General features: G+C 63.1%; 10 protein-coding genes. 4 read left to right on the top strand and 6 right to left on the bottom strand.

All coding sequences use genetic code 11. The annotated features are described in order from the left end of the window. Positions 1-114: 114 nt before the first annotated feature. Together NKJ72_RS08020 and NKJ72_RS08015 are read left to right on the top strand one after the other, a co-directional pair. The gene (locus tag NKJ72_RS08020) at positions 115-2484 is read left to right on the top strand and encodes a trimethylamine N-oxide demethylase (RefSeq protein WP_352476565.1); all 2370 of its coding nucleotides are present in this window, start codon (positions 115-117) and stop codon (positions 2482-2484) included. A gap of 280 nt (positions 2485-2764) precedes the next feature. Then, positions 2765-4474 carry a trimethylamine N-oxide permease gene (locus NKJ72_RS08015; protein ID WP_352476564.1) on the top strand — a complete coding sequence of 570 codons (1710 nt, stop codon included), beginning with the start codon at positions 2765-2767 and terminating at the stop codon, positions 4472-4474. 154 nt (positions 4475-4628) lie between these two features. On the opposite strand, the gene NKJ72_RS08010 is transcribed toward NKJ72_RS08015, so the two are convergent. The 5 genes from NKJ72_RS08010 to NKJ72_RS07990 all read right to left on the bottom strand — a co-directional run bounded on the left by NKJ72_RS08010 (position 4629) and on the right by NKJ72_RS07990 (position 13233). Continuing rightward, on the bottom strand, positions 4629-6122 hold the full coding sequence (locus NKJ72_RS08010) for an aldehyde dehydrogenase family protein (RefSeq protein WP_352476563.1): 1494 nt from the start codon (positions 6120-6122) through the stop codon (positions 4629-4631). A 69-nt stretch (positions 6123-6191) separates the two neighbouring features. Continuing rightward, positions 6192-9326 carry an efflux RND transporter permease subunit gene (locus tag NKJ72_RS08005; RefSeq protein WP_352476562.1) on the bottom strand — a complete coding sequence of 1045 codons (3135 nt, stop codon included), beginning with the start codon at positions 9324-9326 and terminating at the stop codon, positions 6192-6194. Between the two features lie 205 nt (positions 9327-9531). After that, a complete protein-coding gene (locus NKJ72_RS08000; protein ID WP_254818700.1) occupies positions 9532-10680 on the bottom strand; it encodes an efflux RND transporter periplasmic adaptor subunit in 1149 nt (382 codons plus the stop codon). A gap of 62 nt (positions 10681-10742) precedes the next feature. Further along, positions 10743-11351, bottom strand: coding sequence for a TetR/AcrR family transcriptional regulator (locus NKJ72_RS07995; protein WP_254818701.1), 609 nt, complete (start codon positions 11349-11351; stop codon positions 10743-10745). A 241-nt stretch (positions 11352-11592) separates the two neighbouring features. Then, positions 11593-13233, bottom strand: a complete 1641-nt coding sequence (locus tag NKJ72_RS07990) for an acyl-CoA synthetase (RefSeq protein WP_352476561.1) — start codon at positions 13231-13233, stop codon at positions 11593-11595. Between the two features lie 187 nt (positions 13234-13420). Between NKJ72_RS07990 and NKJ72_RS07985 the strand changes: the two genes are divergently transcribed. Then, positions 13421-14386: a sugar-binding transcriptional regulator gene (locus NKJ72_RS07985; protein ID WP_352476560.1), complete on the top strand. Its 966-nt coding sequence runs from the start codon at positions 13421-13423 to the stop codon at positions 14384-14386. Between the two features lie 84 nt (positions 14387-14470). Further along, complete coding sequence (locus NKJ72_RS07980) at positions 14471-16525, top strand: bifunctional aldolase/short-chain dehydrogenase (protein WP_352476559.1); 2055 nt, start codon at positions 14471-14473, stop codon at positions 16523-16525. 74 nt (positions 16526-16599) lie between these two features. On the opposite strand, the gene NKJ72_RS07975 is transcribed toward NKJ72_RS07980, so the two are convergent. Continuing rightward, positions 16600-17442, bottom strand: a complete 843-nt coding sequence (locus NKJ72_RS07975) for an acyl-CoA thioester hydrolase/BAAT C-terminal domain-containing protein (protein ID WP_352476558.1) — start codon at positions 17440-17442, stop codon at positions 16600-16602. Positions 17443-17550: the final 108 nt, after the last annotated feature.

The raw sequence follows: 17550 nt of genomic DNA, 5'->3' as shown, positions 1-17550 counted from the left end.
GGCGAAGGGGGAGCTTGTGCCACCTTCACCTTGCCAAACCCGATCCCCCTGCTATTCTTTCCGCTAAAATAATTTCACACACAGGCAAACTTGTTTCTCGAAACCAGGGTTGAGATGAGCCAGTCGCCCTACCCCGCCGTCGTCGCCGGACCGCCGCGGCCGAGCCTGATCCTGCGGCCAGGCCAGATCGCGCTGCCGGCCGGGATGGAGCGCTACACCGTCCAGGGCAACGGCGCGGTGCTGATCGAGGTCGAGGCCGGCGATACGATCAGCGTGCGCAATGTCGAGGGCGGGCAGGCTTGCGAGCTGCTGGCATGGGACAGCAGCGGCGCGACCGATCCCGGCATTCTCGGAGAGCAATCGAACAGCAATGCTGCCGGCATCAAGGCGATGCTGGCCGAGGGCGACGATAGCCTCGCTTCCTTGCGCCGAGGCCTCGAGCGCCGCGAGGTGCAGCTCGATCAGGCAAAGGCGGTTCGCGTTTTCGGCGGCGCCACCCCTGCCGGTACCGAACAGGCTTTTGCCGTCGCCCGCGACGGTTCAATGCTGATGGCCGCGCCCGGCGGGCCGATGCTGGTCGACGGCCACGATACCGCGACGCCGCTTAGCATCGTCGTCCGGCGCGCCACCATCCGCCCGGCGGCGAAATCCAGGCTCGCCGACCCGCTGGCCGATCCCGTGCTCGATCTGCGCGTCCATTCGGCGACGGCGGAGGCCTACTTCGTCAAGGCGGGCGACTATCTGCAGATCATTGATGTCGACGGGCGCCAATGCACGGATTTCCAGTGCTTTTCGGCGCGCAAGCTGGACAAGGGCCGGGATCATCCGCTCGACGTGACGACGACGCGCACGCTGATGGGCTCGAGCTATCCGATGCCCGGCCTGCATTCGAAATACTACGACCAGGACATGGAGCCGCTGGTCGAGGTGGTCCAGGACACTTGCGGCCGGCACGATGCGTTCGCGCTCGCCTGCGCCGCCAAATATTACGACGACATCGGCTATCCCGGCCATCCCAACTGCTCGGAGAATTTCAACCGCGCGCTGGCCGACAAGGGCGTCACGCCCCGCGCCGGCTGGATGGCGATCAACTTCTTCTTCAACACTGCGATCGACGCGCATGGCGTCGTGGTTTCGGACGAGCCGTGGTCGCGGCCGGGCGACTATGTGCTGCTGCGCGCCTTGACCGACATCGTCTGTGTCTCGTCCGCCTGCCCCGACGACACCACGCCGGCCAATGGCTGGAACCTGACCGACATCCATGTGCGAACCTATTCCGGCCAGCACAAATTCTCGCGAGCGATCGCCAGACGCATGACGCCCGATTCGGAACCGAAAATGACCCGCGAGACCGCCTTTCATTCGAGCTTTGCCAAGCACACCCGCAACTTCGTCGAGTACAAGGGTTATTGGCTGGCCAATTCCTTCGCCAGGCAAGGCCCGATCGACGAATACTGGGCCTGCCGGCAGGACGCCGTGATCATGGACCTGTCGCCGCTGCGCAAGTTCGAGGTCACCGGCCCGGACTCCGAAGCGCTGCTGCAATATACGCTGACCCGCGACATCAAGAAGCTCGGCGTCGGTCAGGTGGTCTACTCCGCCATGTGCTACGAGCACGGCGGCATGATCGACGACGGCACGCTGCTTCGGCTCGGCAAGGATAATTTCCGCTGGGTTGGCGGCGACGATCTATCCGGCGAATGGCTGCGGGAAACGGCGCAAAAACTCGGCCTCACCGTGCTGGTGCGCTCGTCGACCGACCAGATGCACAATGTCGCGGTGCAGGGACCGAAAAGCCGCGACATCCTGCGGCAGATCATCTGGACCTCGCCGCTGCAGCCGTCGATCGACGAGCTTGAGTGGTTCCGTTTCGCGGTCGCCCGCATCGGCGGCGGCAACGGCATTCCCGTCATTGTCTCGCGCACCGGCTACACCGGCGAGCTCGGCTACGAGATCTGGTGCCACCCGCGCGACGCCGAAAAGGTGTTCGAGGCGATCTGGCAGGCCGGCCAGCCGCACGGCCTGAAGCCGATGGGGCTGCAGGCGCTCGATATGGTGCGCATCGAGGCCGGGCTGATCTTTGCCGGCTACGAATTTTCCGACCAAACAGATCCGTTCGAGGCCGGCATCGGCTTCACCGTACCGCTGAAGACCAAGAGCGACGATTTCATCGGCCGCGAGGCGCTGATCCGGCGCAAGGAAAATCCGCAGAGGAAGCTGGTTGGCCTCGACATCGACGCCAATGTCGCCGTCGGCCACGGCGATTGCGTGCATGTCGGCCGCGCCCAGATCGGCGTGGTCACCTCCGGCATGCGCTCGCCGCTGCTGAACAAGACCATCGCGCTGGCCAGGCTCGACGTCGCGCATTCGGCGGTCGGCACCGAGGTCGAGATCGGCAAGCTCGACGGCCACAGCAAGCGGCTGCCGGCGCGCGTTGTCGCCCTTGCCCATTACGACCCGCAAAAGACCAGGCCGCGCTCCTGATCGACGCTGCCCTGGTTCTTCCCTTCTCCCGTTGCTGTCATGGGAGAACGAAGACGGCACCCGTTGGCAGGGCCAACGAAGCTCGACTGTTTCACAAACGCAATGTGCACAGCGTCACAAAGCGCTTGACGTGAAAGCGCGTTGGGTCAATCTTCACTGCTAAGAAAAAAATACTACTGAGCGGAAAACGCCTGAGGCCGTTGAACGTGAGCGTCGATGACGCCTCGCGAGACTGCGGCTGTTGCCGATGGGGAACATCAAAAATGGGGAATCCACGTAAATGAGCACGATAGTCACCACCTTGGTGCCGCCTGCCGAAGGGCAGCTGCACCGGAACATCGATTGGCGCGGCGCCTTCTGGGTCGCAAGCGGCGTTCCGGCCCTTGTCCTGTTTTCGATCGGCGGCATCGCCGGCACTACCGGAACGCTGGCCTTCCTGATCTGGACCGTATCCATGGTCATGGGCTTCCTGCAGTCCTTCACTTATGCGGAAATCGCCGGGCTGTTCCCGAATAAATCCGGCGGCGCCTCGATCTATGGCGCCACCGCATGGCTGCGCTATTCGAAATTCATTGCGCCGCTTTCGGTGTGGTGCAACTGGTTCGCCTGGTCGCCGGTGCTGTCGCTCGGCTGCTCGATCGCCGCCGCCTACATCCTCAACGCACTGGCGCCGGTGCCGCTGTTCACCGACACTTCGCCGGAAGTCGCCGCCTATATTGCGGCCCATGCCGGAACCAGCGCCGCCGACGCCATCACCGCGGTCACCGCGGCGGCGACGCCGGCGATCCGTAACTGGACGCTCTACGGTCACACGCTGGGCCCGGTTTCCTTTACCTTCAACGCCACCTTCTTCATCGGCGCGGTGCTGATGCTGATCATCTTCTCGATCCAGCATCGCGGCATCCTGGGCACGGCAAACGTGCAGAAATATATCGGCCTGCTTGTCATCATCCCGATGCTCATTGTCGGCGTGGTGCCGATCGTCACCGGCCAGATCGATTGGGCAAATTTCTCGCCGCTGGTGCCGCTCGCGGCAGCCTATGCGCCGGAGCCCGGCGCATGGAACATCGCCGGCTGGACGCTGGTGCTCGGCGGCATGTTCATCGCGGCATGGTCGACCTATGGTTTCGAGACCGCGGTCTGCTACACCTCCGAATTCAAGAACCCTGGCACCGATACCTTCAAGGCGATCTTCTACTCCGGCCTGTTATGCATGCTGCTGTTCATCCTGGTGCCATTCACCTTCCAGGGCGTCCTCGGCTTGAACGGCATGCTGGCGACGCCGATTGTCGACGGCTCCGGCGTTGCCGATGCGCTGGCCGGCATGGTCGGCGGCGGACAGCTGATCCACAGCCTGCTGGTCATGCTGATGATCCTGGCGCTGGTGCTCTGCATCATGACGGCGATGGCTGGCTCTTCGCGCACGCTCTACCAAGGTTCGGTCGACGGCTGGCTGCCGCGCTACCTCAGCCATGTCAACGAGCATGGCGCACCGACGCGGGCGATGTGGACCGACCTGGTCTTCAACCTGATCGTGCTGGCCATCGCCTCGGCCGACGCGACAAGCTTCTTCTTCATCCTCGCGGTGTCGAATTGCGGCTACATCATCTTCAACTTCCTCAATCTCAATGCCGGCTGGATCCACCGCATCGACAATGGCCACATCGCGCGGCCCTGGAAGGCGCCGAGCTGGCTGCTCGGCCTCGGCGCGATCTTTGCCTACGTCAACGCTGTCTTCATGGGCGCCGGAGCCAAGGTCTGGAACCCGATGGCATTGTGGGCAGGGCTGATCACGGCAGCCTTGATCATCCCGGTGTTCTGCTTCCGGCATTACATCCAGGACAAGGGCAAATTCCCCGACCACATGCTGGCCGATCTCGGCATGAACTCGTCCGACCTCACAGTGCGAAAGGCGGGAATGCTGCCCTATCTGACGCTGATCGCCGGCGTCGCGGTGATGCTGCTCGCCAACTGGCTGTTCGTCATCTGAGGCTTGCCTTGAGGGATCGGGCGCGCGATGCGCCCGGTCCCTGCTTTTGTTCTTGCTTTGTGCCGGCAGCTATGCTACTAAACTGACTATGGTGCTGATTCGCCCCGAGACCCGCCGCTGAGGCGGGTTTTTCGTTTTAGGCCCGGCGCCAGGCTCAATCGATCTTGATGAACACGCCCTTGGTGTTGAGATATTCGTCGAGGTGTTCGGCGCCACCCTCGCGGCCGTAGCCGCTCATCTTGTAGCCGCCGAAGGGCACGGCCGGATCGATGGCGTGATAGGTGTTGACCCAGACCGAGCCGGCGCGGATCTTGCGCGACAGCTGGTGGGCGGTAGCGAGATTTTGGGTGAAGACCCCTGCAGCCAGGCCGTAAGGCGTGTTGTTGGCCCGCTCGACCGCCTCGTCCAGCGAATCGAAGGGCAAGGCTGAAATCACCGGCCCGAATATCTCCTCACGGGCGATCTTCATGTCGTCCGAGACTCCGGCAAAGACAGTCGGCGCGACGAAATTGCCGGCGGCAAGCGCGCCTTCCACAAGCCGGGTGCCTCCGGTGACGAGTTTCGCCCCTTCCGAGGTGCCAGCCTCGAGGTAACCAGTGACCCGTTGCAACTGCTTTTCGGAGACGAGCGGACCGATTTCGGTCGCCGGGTCGATGCCGTCGCCGACCTTGAGACCCTTGGCATATGCCGCCAGCCGCTCGACGAACTCGTCATGGACGGCGCGTTCGACGAAAAGGCGCGAGCCGGCGATGCAGATCTGGCCGGAATTGGCGAACACCGACATCGCCGCCACCGGCACCGCTTTGTCGAGATCGGCATCTGCGCAGACGATGACCGGGGACTTGCCGCCGAGCTCCAGCGAGACGCGCTTGAGGTTGCCGGCCGAGGCGCGCACGATCGACTGGCCGGTTGCCGTCGAGCCGGTGAAGACGATCTTGTCGACGCCCATGTGCTCGGCGAGTGCCGCGCCTGCCTCGTCGCCGGTGCCGGTGACGATGTTGACGACGCCTTCCGGAACGCCGGCTTCGTTCATGATGTCAGCGATCAAAAGCGGCGTCAGCGGCGCCTCTTCCGATGGTTTCAGCACGATGGTGCAGCCGGTCGCCAGCGCCGGGCCGATCTTCCAGATCGACGCCGCCGTTGGCGCGTTCCAGGGAATGATGGCGCCGACGACGCCGACCGGCTCCTTGCGGGTGAAAGAGACGATTTCGCCGGGCAGCGAGTTGTCGATGGTCTCGCCGTGCAGCGCCGTCGCCATGCCGGCATAGTAGCGCAGCATGCCGATGACGCGGTTGCGATTGGCACGGGTGCGCACGATTGGCATGCCCATGTCGGTGGTGTCGGAGCGGCTGATCTCTTCCCAGTGCTTTTCGAAGAGGTCGGCGATCCTCAGCAGCAGCACCTGCCGCTCATAAGGCTTGAACCGGCTCCATGGCCCCTCGAACGCCTTGCGGGCGGCAGTCACCGCCAAATCGATGTCCTGGCGGTCGGCGCGCGGCACCGTGGCGATGACCGCGCCGGTGGCTGGGTTGCGGCTCTCCGTGGTCCGGCCGGAGCGGGCATCGACCCAGCCACCGCCGATGAACATCCGGCGATGGCGCCCGTCGATCGGCAGCCGCAGCGGTGCCTTTGTCTGAGCGATGGTCATAACGTCCTCCTCCGGCGCCTACGCCTGGTGGGCGGATTAAACCGCCGGAGGTTACATTTGCCAACAGCTCTATTCGGCCGCCAGGGCCAGTTGCGGCCTTTCGTTCTTTTCTTCCGTCTCGGCCGGCTGCTCCACCACCTTCTTGGGCTCCCTGCCGAAGAACAGCGCATAGGCTGCCGGCAGGACAAGGATGGTCAGCACCGTGGCGACGAGAATGCCGCCCATCATGGCGTAGGCGAGCGGCCCCCAGAAGACGCCGCGCGAGATCGGGATCAGCGCCAGCACCGCCGTCAGCGCCGTCAGCACGATCGGCCGGAACCGGCGCACCGCCGAGCCGATGATGGCCTCGGAACGCTCCACGCCGGCGGCAATGTCCTGGTCGATCTGATCGACCAGGATGATCGAGTTGCGCATGATGATGCCGAGCAGGGCGATGACACCGAGGATGGCGACGAACCCGAACGGCGCGCCGCTGATCAAAAGTGCCGCGGCCGCGCCGATAATGCCGAGCGGACCGGTCGCCAGCACCAGCATTGCCTTGCCGAAATGCTGCAGCTGGATCATCAGCAGCACGACGATAACGGCCAGCATGATCGGTGCTTTCGCCGCAATCGAGGCCTGGCTTTCGGCCGCATCCTCGGCGCCGCCCTGGATCTCGATCTTGTAGCCGGGGGCGAGGCTGGCGCGCAGGCCCTGCATCTCGCTGTACATTTTCATGGCGACATCGTTCGGCTGCACGCCATCCGGAAGCGTGGCGCGTACACTGATGGTCGGCAGGCGGTCGCGCCGCCATTCGACGCCTTGCTCCAGCACCGGGACGATCTTGGCGACCTGCGACAGCGGCACGGAGCCACCGAAATCGGTCGGGATGTAGACGGAGTCGACCGCCGACAGCAGGTGACGGCTTGCCTCCGGCTCACGGGCGACGATCGAAACCGTCTCCTCGCCGTCACGGAAGTCATCGAGCGGCGCTCCGGACATGGTCGCCTGCAGCATCTGGCGGATGCGCTGCGAGGTGACGCCGAGCGCACGGGCACGATCCTGGTCGATCACCAGCTTCATCGCCGGCACCGGCTCCAGCCAGTCGTCGTGGATGGCGCCGAGCAGCGGATTTGCCTGGAACTTCGCCTTCACCTCGTCGGCGATGCGGCGCACCTCCTGGCGATCCGGACCCATGACACGCATCTGCACCGGCCAGCCGGTCGGCGGACCGAGGAACAGGCGATCGACCTTGGCGCGGATCGATGGGAAATCTTCGGCCAGGATGGTGCGCAGCTTGACGATCAGCCGCTCGCGGGCCGGTTCGTCATTGGCCATCACCAGAAGCTGGGCGAAGTTCGGGTTGCGAAGCTGCTGGTCGAGCGGCAGGAAGAAGCGCGGCGCGCCTTCGCCGATATAGGTGGCTATGAAGCGCTTGTCCTTGTCGTCCATCATCCTGGCTTCGAGCGCCTTGGCCTGGGTCTCGACTTCCTTGATGCTGGTGCCTTCCGGCAGCCAGAGATCGACGAGGATTTCCGGACGCGACGATTGCGGGAAGAAATTCTGCGGAATGAACTGGAACGCCCACAGGCTGGTGGCAAACGTCATCAGCGTCATCAACAGGACGATGATGCGGTGGCGCACCGCCCATGCAACGGTCGAGCGAAGACGGCGGTAGAAGCGCGTGTCGAAGACATCGTGATGGTTGCCGGCGTGCTTGCGCTGCTTCAGGATCATGTGGCCGAGCCACGGCGTGAAATAGACCGCCGCAAACCAGGACACGACCAGCGCGATGCCGACGACGTAAAAAAGGGTGCGCACATATTCGCCGGCGGTCGAGGCAGCGAACCCGACGGGAATGAAGCCGGCCGTCGTGATCAGCGTGCCGGTCAGCATCGGGAAAGCGGTCGAGGAGTAGGCGAAGCTCGCCGCCTCGACCTTGACCAGGCCTTCCTCGAGCTTTCGCTCCATCATTTCGACGACGATCATCGCGTCGTCGACCAAGAGCCCAAGGGCGATGATCAGCGCACCGAGCGAAATGCGCTGCAGGTCGATGCCGAGCTCGTACATGATGGCAAACGTAGCCGCCAGGACCAGCGGAATGACGATCGCGATTACCAGGCCCGAACGCCAGCCGATCGACAGGAACGAAACGAAAAGCACGATCAGGAGCGCTTCGCCGAGCGCTTCCATGAATTCGCTCACCGCCTCTTTCACCACGTGCGGCTGGTCGGAAATCTGATCGACCGCAACGCCATAGGGCAGCGCCTCTTCGAAGCGCTTGTAGGTTGCTTCGACGTCCTTGCCGACGTCGGTGACGTTGAAGCCCTTGGCCATGACGACGCCGAGCTGGACGCTGTCGCGACCGTTGAAACGGTATTTGCGCTGGTACGGATCCTCGAGGCCCGAGGTCACGGTCGCGATGTCGCCAAGGCGCGTCACCTGGTTCCCGGCGCGCAGGCGAAGCTCGCGGATGTCGGCCGCCCTGGTGACATCGCCCTCGACCGAAATGCGCACCGAACGCTGGCCGGTGTCGACCGAACCTGCCGGGTCGACGTTGTTCTGGCCTCGGATCGCATTCTGCAGGTCGGTCAGCGTCAGGCCGCGTTCGGCAAGCGCCTTGGACGAAACGTCGATGTAGAGTTTTTCCGGCTGGTCGCCGATGATCACGGCCTTCTCGACACCGGGCGTCGTCAGCAACATGTCACGCGCCTGGATGGCGAATTTCTTCAGCTCGGGATAGCTGTAGCCGTCGCCGCTGATCGAATGCAGGGTGATGAACGTGTCGCCGAATTCGTCGTTGAAGTAAGGCCCGAGCAGCCCCTGCGGCAGCTCATTGGCGATATCGCCGACCTTCTTGCGCACCTGATAGAAAGCATCGGCGACCTGCGCCGGATTGGTGTCGCCCTTGACCTGCAAGGTGATGATGGCGCTGCCGGCGCGGGTGTAGGAGCGGACAAAATCGAGGTGCGGCGTTTCCTGCAGCTTGCGCTCGATCTTGTTGACGACCTGGTCCTCCATCTCCTTGATCGAGGAGCCTGGCCAGATCGCCTGGACGACCATGACGCGGAAGGTGAAATCGGGGTCTTCCTTCTGGCCCATGCGCATCAGGCCGAGCGCACCGGCGACGATGATCAGCCCGAACAGGAAGCGGGCAATGCTCGGATGGCCGATTGCCCAGCGCGAAAGATTGAAAGACCGCTTTTCATTGGTGTCGATGGTCATCGGCGTCAGTCCGTTTCAATTTGATCAACAGAGCACGCGCTTTCGCATGCCCAAGGAACTTCCGATGTGGGCTTCCGGGCGGCGTGGCTTTCCGAGTTGAGAGATCTACATCGCGGTGGACGAGCATCGACGTGGGGGTTACATCGACCTGAGATCTCGAAAATCGGGGGCGCCTGCCGCCCGGAAACCGTGAATTGCCTGGCCGTCAGCGCAAGCGCCTTGCAGCGTCATCGGCCGACGCCGACTGTTGCGCTGCATCACCGGTCAGCTTGACTTTCAGATTCTCGGTCATGAACTGCGTGCCGGCGGCGACGACCACGTCACCCGGCTTCAGCCCATCGGCGACACTGACGCCGTCGGGGGTGAAGGCGGCGACCTTGACCGGATGCGCATGGACGGTCCCGCCATTGCGGTCGACGGTCCAGACGATCGATTGGCTGTCCTTTTGCGCCAACGCGGCCAGCGGGATCGACACCAGCTGCTGCCGGTTGTCCGCTGCGGCTTCGATGGAGGCGGTCATGCCTAGCAGCACGCGAGGATCGTTGGGCAGGCTGACGCGAACGGCAAAGGTGCGCGACTGCGGATCGGCGCTGCCGGCGACTTCGCGGACCTTGCCGTCGAGCGTCAGCGCCTCATCGGACCAGAAGCCAGCCTTGACAGTCTTGCCCGGCTTGAATTCGGCGATATCGGTTTCGGGAACAGCGATCAGGACTTCCTTCTCGCCGTCGATGGCAACGGTCACTACCGGCGTGCCGGAGCCGACCACCTGGCCGACATCGGCGGCAACGGCGGTGACGATGCCGTTCTTGTCCGCCTTGAGATCGGTATAGCGGACCTGGTTCTGCGCCTGGGCAAGCTGCGAGCGGGCGGAGTCTCGCGTGGCGACCGCCTGATTATAGGCGAGCGTCGCCTGCTCGAGCTGCGACTTCGGCGCGAAATTCTTGGCGTAGAGCTGTTCGGCGCGCTTGCGCGTAAGCTCGACTGTCTCGACCTGACGGTCGGCGGCATCGAGGCTGGCCTGAGCGCTTCTCACCGAAAGCTCGTAGTCGGTGGGATCAATGCGGGCGAGAACGTCGCCGGGCTTGACGCGGTCACCGATGTCGACAAGGCGCTCGGTGATCTTGCCGTTGATGCGAAAGCCGAGATTCATCTCGGTGCGGGCACGCACCGATCCGGAATAGGAAAGCTGACGAGTATCGCTCGCCTTGGCGATCTCGACCACCTTGACCGGGCGGATGATCTCGGTGACCTCGGCTTTCTCCTGCGAGCATCCGGCGAGGCCGAGAGCGGCAACGACAATCAGTGCCAGGCCTGCGGCCGGTCGCCTGTAGGTGATGGACTTGGACAAAGACACTTTTCGTACTCCCGAACTGTGGGGATGAATTGCCGACGTCACCGCCCGACGGGCGGCAACGGTCATTTCTTCAAGGCTCTGATGGCGAACTCGGTAAGCTCGTCCGGCGTCGCCCGGTTCTTCTTGGCGAGGCATTGGGCCATCATCTGCGGATGGCAGAGGCTGATAATGGCAGCGCCGAAGCACCGGGAAGCGATCACCGGATCCTGATCGACGAACTCGCCGGTGGCGATGCCCTCGCGGATCACTTCCGCGACCAGTTCGTGGATGCTGTCGATGTGCTTTTCGATGACGTGCCAGTCGCGCTCGATGGCGACGATGACCATCTCGTGCACCTTCTCCTGGTCGATCATGGTCTCGAGCGTCCATTGATAGTGCGTATGCACATAGCGGCGGAGCTTTTCGCTGGCGGTGCCGGGGCTATGGCAGGCTTCGTAGGTCAACCGGTAGCAGGTCTCGAGCATACGGCCGCAAACCGCCTGGTGGATTTCCACCTTGGAGGCGAAGAAGCGATAGATGTTGGCGGTCGACATGCCGAGTTCGCGCGCTATGTCGGCGACGTTGGTCTTGCCGTAGCCGTAGTGGCGGAACAATCGCTCCGCGCAATCCAGGATGCGCGTGACATTTTCCTGGCGGGCGGAATCGGCGGTGGCGTCTAGGGTTTCAAGCATCTCGTTGGCCAAAATTTACGACTGACGAATTTAGAATTTCGTCACTCGTAAATTGAAAACCGTCACCTGTCAAGGCACGATTTTGGTCGCTGATGACAGATGGTGACATCTCTGGACGGAGTTGGCCCATCAGACGCATGTGGTTCACGCCGGGCGCGCCTGCAACGCCGCCCCGTGTTTTTTGACGCAAAGGAATTTGAAATGATGCTTTCCGAAAAACGGTTCCGTTTCGGATCGGGCGTTAAGGCTGCTTTGTCATCTCCCGCAGCCGGAACTTCTGGATCTTGCCTGTCGAAGTCTTCGGGATCTCCGCGAAGATCACCGCTTTCGGCACTTTGAAGCGGGCGAGCAGCGCGCGGCAGTGCTCGATGATTTCGGCCTCAGTCGCCGCCTTGCCCGGCTTCAGCTCGACATAGGCGACGGGCACCTCGCCCCATTTGTCGTCGGATCGGGCGACAACGCCGCAGGAAGCCACGGCGGGATGCTTGTAGAGCGCCTCCTCGACCTCGATCGAGGAGATGTTCTCGCCGCCGGAGATGATGATGTCCTTGGAACGGTCCTTGAGCTGGATGTAGCCGTCCGGATGCATGACGCCGAGGTCGCCCGAATGGAACCAGCCGCCGGCAAAGGCCTCGTCGCTCGCCTTGCGGTTCTTGAGATAGCCTTTCATGACGATGTTGCCGCGGAACATCACCTCGCCGATGGTCTCGCCGTCGGCCGGCGTCTCTTGCATCGTCTGCGGGTCCATCACCGTCAGGCCTTCGAGCGCGGCGTAGCGCACGCCCTGCCTCGCCTTCTTCGCCGCCCTCGCCCCCTTCTCCAGCCGGTCCCACTCGCCATGCCATTCGTTGACGACGGCCGGGCCGTAGGTCTCGGTCAAGCCGTAGAGATGGGTGACGGCAAAGCCCGCATCGGCCATGCCCGACAGCACCGCCTCAGGCGGCGGCGCCGCGGCGGTGTTGAAGGTGACGGTCTGCGGAAACTGCCGCTTGTCCTCGTCCTTGGCGTTGATCAGCACCGACATGACGATGGGTGCACCGCACAGATGGGTGACGCCGTGATCGGCGATGGCGTCGTAGATCGGCTTCGGCCGCACCCAGCGCAGGCAGACATGGGTGCCAGCCTGCACGGCAAGCGTCCAGGGAAAGCACCAGCCGTTGCAATGGAACATCGGCAGCGTCCACAGATAGACCGGGTGCTTGCCCATGCCGGCATGGATGGTGTTGGCATAGGCCATCAGTGCCGCGCCGCGATGGTGACAGACGACGCCCTTCGGATTGCCTGTCGTGCCGGAGGTGTAGTTGAGCGAGATGGCATCCCATTCGTCGTCCGGCATCGACCAGGCGAAATCCTCGTCGCCGTCGGCGACAAACGCCTCATAGTCCAGCGTGCCGATCCGTTCCCCCTTGGGATAGGGCGCATCGGCGGCATAGTCGGGATCGTCGTAATCGATCAGCAGCGGCCTGACCTTGGCCAGCGTCAGCGCTTGCCGGACCACGCCGGCGAATTCGCGGTCGACGATCAGCACCTTGCTTTCGGCGTGATCGAGCTGGAAGGCAATGACGGCGGCGTCGAGGCGGGTGTTGAGCGAGTGCAGCACCGCCTTGGTCATCGGCACGCCGAAATGCGCTTCCAGCATCGGCGGTGTGTTGGACAGCATGACGGTAACGGTGTCGCCCTTGCCGATGCCGCGCTTAGAAAGGGCCGAGGCAAGCCTCAGCGAGCGTTTCCAGAAATCGCGATAAGTCGTGCGCCGGCGGCCATGAATGATGGCGACCTGGTCGGGAAAGGTTCTTGCCGCCCGCTCGAAATAGGTGAGCGGCGTCAGCGGCTGATGGTTGGCCGGATTTCGATCGAGGTCCTGTTCGTAGGGATTGCCCATCCCGTCCTCCGCAATGTCTTCGTCGATAACTTTAGCTACCGGCTTCCGGCCCGTCACCACCAACGATGCCATCATAGACCGCGTTTGGCATAAGAACGGTCTAGATTCGGCGAGCGAAAGCGCATCTATTCCTTCCTCCAATTTGACTTTTGTCGAGAGCCATGAATAATGTCAGCGAGGAGATGGCATGGCGATCCGACCGGCAGAACAGCTTATCCACAAGGCCGCCTGGCTTTACTACGCACACGGCTTGCGCCAGGACCAGGTGGCCAGCCAGCTCAAGATTTCGCGTGCCTCGGTGGCGATGTATCTGCGCAAGGCGCGCGAGACCGGCATCGTCAACATCTCGACCTCGACCCAGCTTTTCACCGACGACGTGCTGGCGCGCGAGCTGGAAGACGCGCTGAAGCTCGACGCCGTCTGGATCGCGCCGGAAAACGGCTATGTCGCCGACCCGTCCACCGACATCGCGGTACTTGCGGCAAGCGTCTTTCTCGAGCTGGTCAGGAAGGGCGACCGCATCGGCGTCGCCTGGGGGCGGACCATCTACACCATCGCCGATATCATGTCCTATGCCGATCTGCAGGACGTCACCGTGGTGCAGCTCTGCGGCAATCTGGGCGCCCCCTATTCGTACCGGCCGGACCAATGCACCATGGAGATCGCCCGCCGGCTCAACGCCAAGGGACTGAATTTTTACGCGCCGCTGGTGCTGACGACGGAAGAACTGGCACGCGGCCTGCGCGCCGAGCCGGTGATCCGCGAGCAGTTGTCGGGCATCGGTGACTGCAACCTGGCGCTATACTCGGTCGGCTCGGTGGATACCGACAGCCATCTGGTCAAATGCGGCGCGCTGACGCCAAGCGAAATGGCTACATTGCACAAGGCGGGTGCAGCCGGCGTCATTGCCGGGCAGATCATCGACGCCCAGGGCCAGGCGCTCGACTGCAGCTACAACCGCCGGCTGATTTCGGCAGAGCTGTCATCGCTGCGCCAGATCGAAAAGCGCCTTGTTGTGGTACAGGAAGAGAGCAAGTTCGAACCGCTCGTCGCGGCGATCGCCGGCGGGCTCTGCACCCATCTCGTCGTCGGCGCGCGCATGGCGCGACGGCTGCTCGACCGTGCAGGAGCGGCAGCAGAAAAGGTCGCCTGATAGTTAATTCCAGCCGCCGGTGCGTTGTCATCAAGGCGTCGCGGCATTCCTGTTCACAACAAAGAGAAATCGGACGAAGCTGACATGAAGAACCTGTGGAATGACGGCGAGGCGGAGAAGCTGGTCGCCGACTATGCAAAGAAGGGTGTGGCCCGCGACCTGGCGTTGCGCGTCTACACGACCAGGCTGCTGGGCGGCGAGCCGCGGCTCGTCCTGCATGGCGGCGGCAACACCTCGTGCAAGACCAAGGCCACCGATCTTGTCGGTGACGAGTGGGACGTGCTCTGCGTCAAGGGCAGCGGCTGGGACATGGGCGTCATCGAGCCGCAGGGCCTGCCGGCGGTCAAGCTCGGCGCGCTGTTGAAGGCGCGGTCGCTGAAGAAGCTCTCCGACGAGGACATGGTCGCGCTGCAGCGGGCGAACCTCATCGATCCGTCCTCGCCCAATCCGTCCGTCGAGACGCTGCTGCACGCCTTCCTGCCGCACAAATTCGTCGACCACACGCATTCGACCGCAATCCTCGCCATCGTCGACCAGGAGGACAGCGAGGCGCTGAGCCGCAAGGTGTTCGGCGAAAAGATGGGCTTTGTGCCTTACATCATGCCGGGCTTCGATTTGGCGAAGGCGGCCGCCGATGTTTTCGACGCCGATCCGATGGTCGAAGGCCTGATCCTCGACAAGCATGGGATTTTCACCTTCGGCGACGATGCCAGGCAGGCCTATGACCGGATGATCCATTATGTGAACGTCGCCGAGGATTTCATCGCCAGCCACGGCAAGCCGCGCACCGAGAAGATGGCACTGCCGGCCAGGCTGGCGAAGCCTGCGGAGATTGCGCCGATGCTGCGCGGGGCGGTGGCGGTGGCGCGCGGTGAAGGCCGCTTCGACCGCATGATCAGCGATTTCCGCACCTCGGACGCGATCGTCGATTTCATCAATTCGGCAAAGATCGCCGACTACGCCGGCCGCGGCGTCTCGACACCCGACCTGTCGATCCGCATCAAGACCGGACCGATGGCGCTGCCGGCGCCCGACGCTGACAAGGTAGGTGACTACAAGTCCGTCATCCGCCAGCATGTCGAGAAATTCGCCAAGGACTATCGCGCCTATTTCGAAACCAATGATGTGCTCGACGACGTGAAGCGCACCATGCTCGACCCGATGCCGCGGCTGACGCTGGTGCCCGGCCTCGGCATGTTCGGCCATGGCCGCACGCTCAAGGACGCGAAGATCGCCTCCGATGTCGGTGAAATGTGGATCGAGGCGGTGCGCGGAGCGGAAGCGGTCGGCGACTTCCGTCCACTGTCCAAAGCCGACCTGTTCCCGCTCGAATACTGGTCGCTGGAACAGGCCAAGCTCGCCTCCAACAAGCCGAAGCCGCTGACTGGCCAGGTTGTGCTGGTCACCGGCGGCGCCGGGGCGATCGGTGCTGCCACGGCAAAGCTGTTCGCCGACAACGGTGCCCATGCCGTCGTCGTCGATCTCGACGGGTCAAGGGCTGCCGAGGCGGCAAAAAAGGCCGGCAACGGTTCGATCGGCATTGGCGCCGACATCACCGATCCGGCGCAGATGCGCGCTGCGTTCGACAAAGCGGTCGCCGTCTACGGCGGCCTCGACATTCTCGTCTCGAATGCCGGCGCTGCCTGGGAGGGCCGGATAGGCGAGCTCGACGACGCCACCTTGCGCAAGAGTTTCGAACTCAATTTCTTCGCACACCAGTCGGCGGCGCAGAATGCCGTGCGCATCATGCTCGAACAGGGCACCGGCGGCGTGCTGTTGTTCAATACCTCCAAGCAGGCGGTCAATCCGGGGCCGAAGTTCGGCGCTTACGGCATTCCCAAGGCGGCAACGCTGTTTTTGTCCAGGCAATATGCGCTCGACTACGGCGCGCATGGCATCCGCTCCAATGCCGTCAACGCCGACCGCATCCGTTCGGGGCTGTTGACCGATGCCATGATCGCCAGCCGCTCGGGCGCGCGCGGCGTGTCGGAGAAGGAGTACATGTCTGGCAACCTGCTCGGGCAGGAAGTGACGGCCGAAGACGTCGCCCAGGCCTTTCTGCATCAAGCGCTGGCCGAGCGGACAACCGCCGATGTGACGACGGTGGACGGCGGCAACATCGCGGCGGCGTTGAGGTAGGAGGAACCGGCCGAGACAGGCACGCAACTCGGACTTTTTGCGACACGACCATGGAAGGCATTCTCGAACTGCTGCTACAGCAGGCCTCGGATGTCTTCCCAAGCCTTGCTGCCCAGCTTTCGATCGGCCTCGTCATTGCCTCCGTGTGCGTGCAATGCGAAGCGCGGTGTGTTCTCGCCGGGCAAGAGAATGCGGTGTCCCGCATCCGGCGACGAAATGAGATGAGTGACCTTACCTGCTTCGCCGCGCCGCCTAATAATATCTCGGGCGAACGATAGGGAAGGCCACAGCGCATCGTCGCCGCCGGCGACGAGCAGAATCTCGGCCGATGCGGTCTCAACAGGGATGGTCGCCGCATTCGCTTCCCGCTTGAACGTTTTCAAACAACTTTCGAAAAGCCCCCTGTAGGACACCTGGCCATCGACGTACTCTGGTGTCCAATCTGGATCTGTCGGCACAAACGGCAGCGCGATGCCGTCGAGCGACCATGAGGATCGTTCAGGCCAGCTAACACCATCGCGGCCCGCACCGATATTTCCCCAAACTACGGATGACGGGCTAATCGCGACCACCGCATCAATTCGCTGGTCATGGACCGCGGCAAGCAATGACGCCTCGGCACCCTTAGACGTGCCCACATAGACGATACGACGGCATCCTGTTTCAATGAGATAATCGGTTGCCGCAAAGAACGTTTCCAAGGGAATTTCACATATTCCGGGAACCTGGCCTTCACCGCCAAACCACTGCAGCGCCAAGGCCGACGTACCCGCATTTGCAAAGAGCCGCGCGCGCCCAACATCAACACGGCCACTCGATCCACCCAACACCACAACGCCCGTGGTGGCCGTCAAGCATCGAAAACATGTTCCGGCGACAGCGCCGGTAAGACTTTCCTCTACCGCCCGCACCTCCATGTACCCGTCAATCCTGGATTTCGGTTGTCCAATCGGCCCGTAAAGCCGGTGGCTGCGACAATTGAATTCGGTCGTCCGGCACGCCAGACATCTTCGACAAAAAGGCCG

It is taken from the genome of Mesorhizobium sp. M0045, assembly GCF_040323385.1.
Lineage (GTDB): Bacteria > Pseudomonadota > Alphaproteobacteria > Rhizobiales > Rhizobiaceae > Mesorhizobium.
The sequence above is the reverse complement of the archived record's forward strand: the minus strand, read 5'-3'. Positions and strand labels throughout refer to the sequence as shown.

Excerpts from the sequence above, each read along its gene's own strand:
- NKJ72_RS07985 (WP_352476560.1), top strand. The coding sequence starts at position 13,421 with ATGGCGATCCGACCGGCAGAACAGCTTATCCACAAGGCCGCCTGGCTT.
- NKJ72_RS07975 (WP_352476558.1), bottom strand. The coding sequence starts at position 17,442 with ATGGAGGTGCGGGCGGTAGAGGAAAGTCTTACCGGCGCTGTCGCCGGA.
- NKJ72_RS07980 (WP_352476559.1), top strand. The coding sequence starts at position 14,471 with ATGAAGAACCTGTGGAATGACGGCGAGGCGGAGAAGCTGGTCGCCGAC.
- NKJ72_RS07990 (WP_352476561.1), bottom strand. The coding sequence starts at position 13,233 with ATGGGCAATCCCTACGAACAGGACCTCGATCGAAATCCGGCCAACCAT.
- NKJ72_RS08010 (WP_352476563.1), bottom strand. The coding sequence starts at position 6,122 with ATGACCATCGCTCAGACAAAGGCACCGCTGCGGCTGCCGATCGACGGG.
- NKJ72_RS08020 (WP_352476565.1), top strand. The coding sequence starts at position 115 with ATGAGCCAGTCGCCCTACCCCGCCGTCGTCGCCGGACCGCCGCGGCCG.
- NKJ72_RS08015 (WP_352476564.1), top strand. The coding sequence starts at position 2,765 with ATGAGCACGATAGTCACCACCTTGGTGCCGCCTGCCGAAGGGCAGCTG.
- NKJ72_RS07995 (WP_254818701.1), bottom strand. The coding sequence starts at position 11,351 with ATGCTTGAAACCCTAGACGCCACCGCCGATTCCGCCCGCCAGGAAAAT.
- NKJ72_RS08005 (WP_352476562.1), bottom strand. The coding sequence starts at position 9,326 with ATGACCATCGACACCAATGAAAAGCGGTCTTTCAATCTTTCGCGCTGG.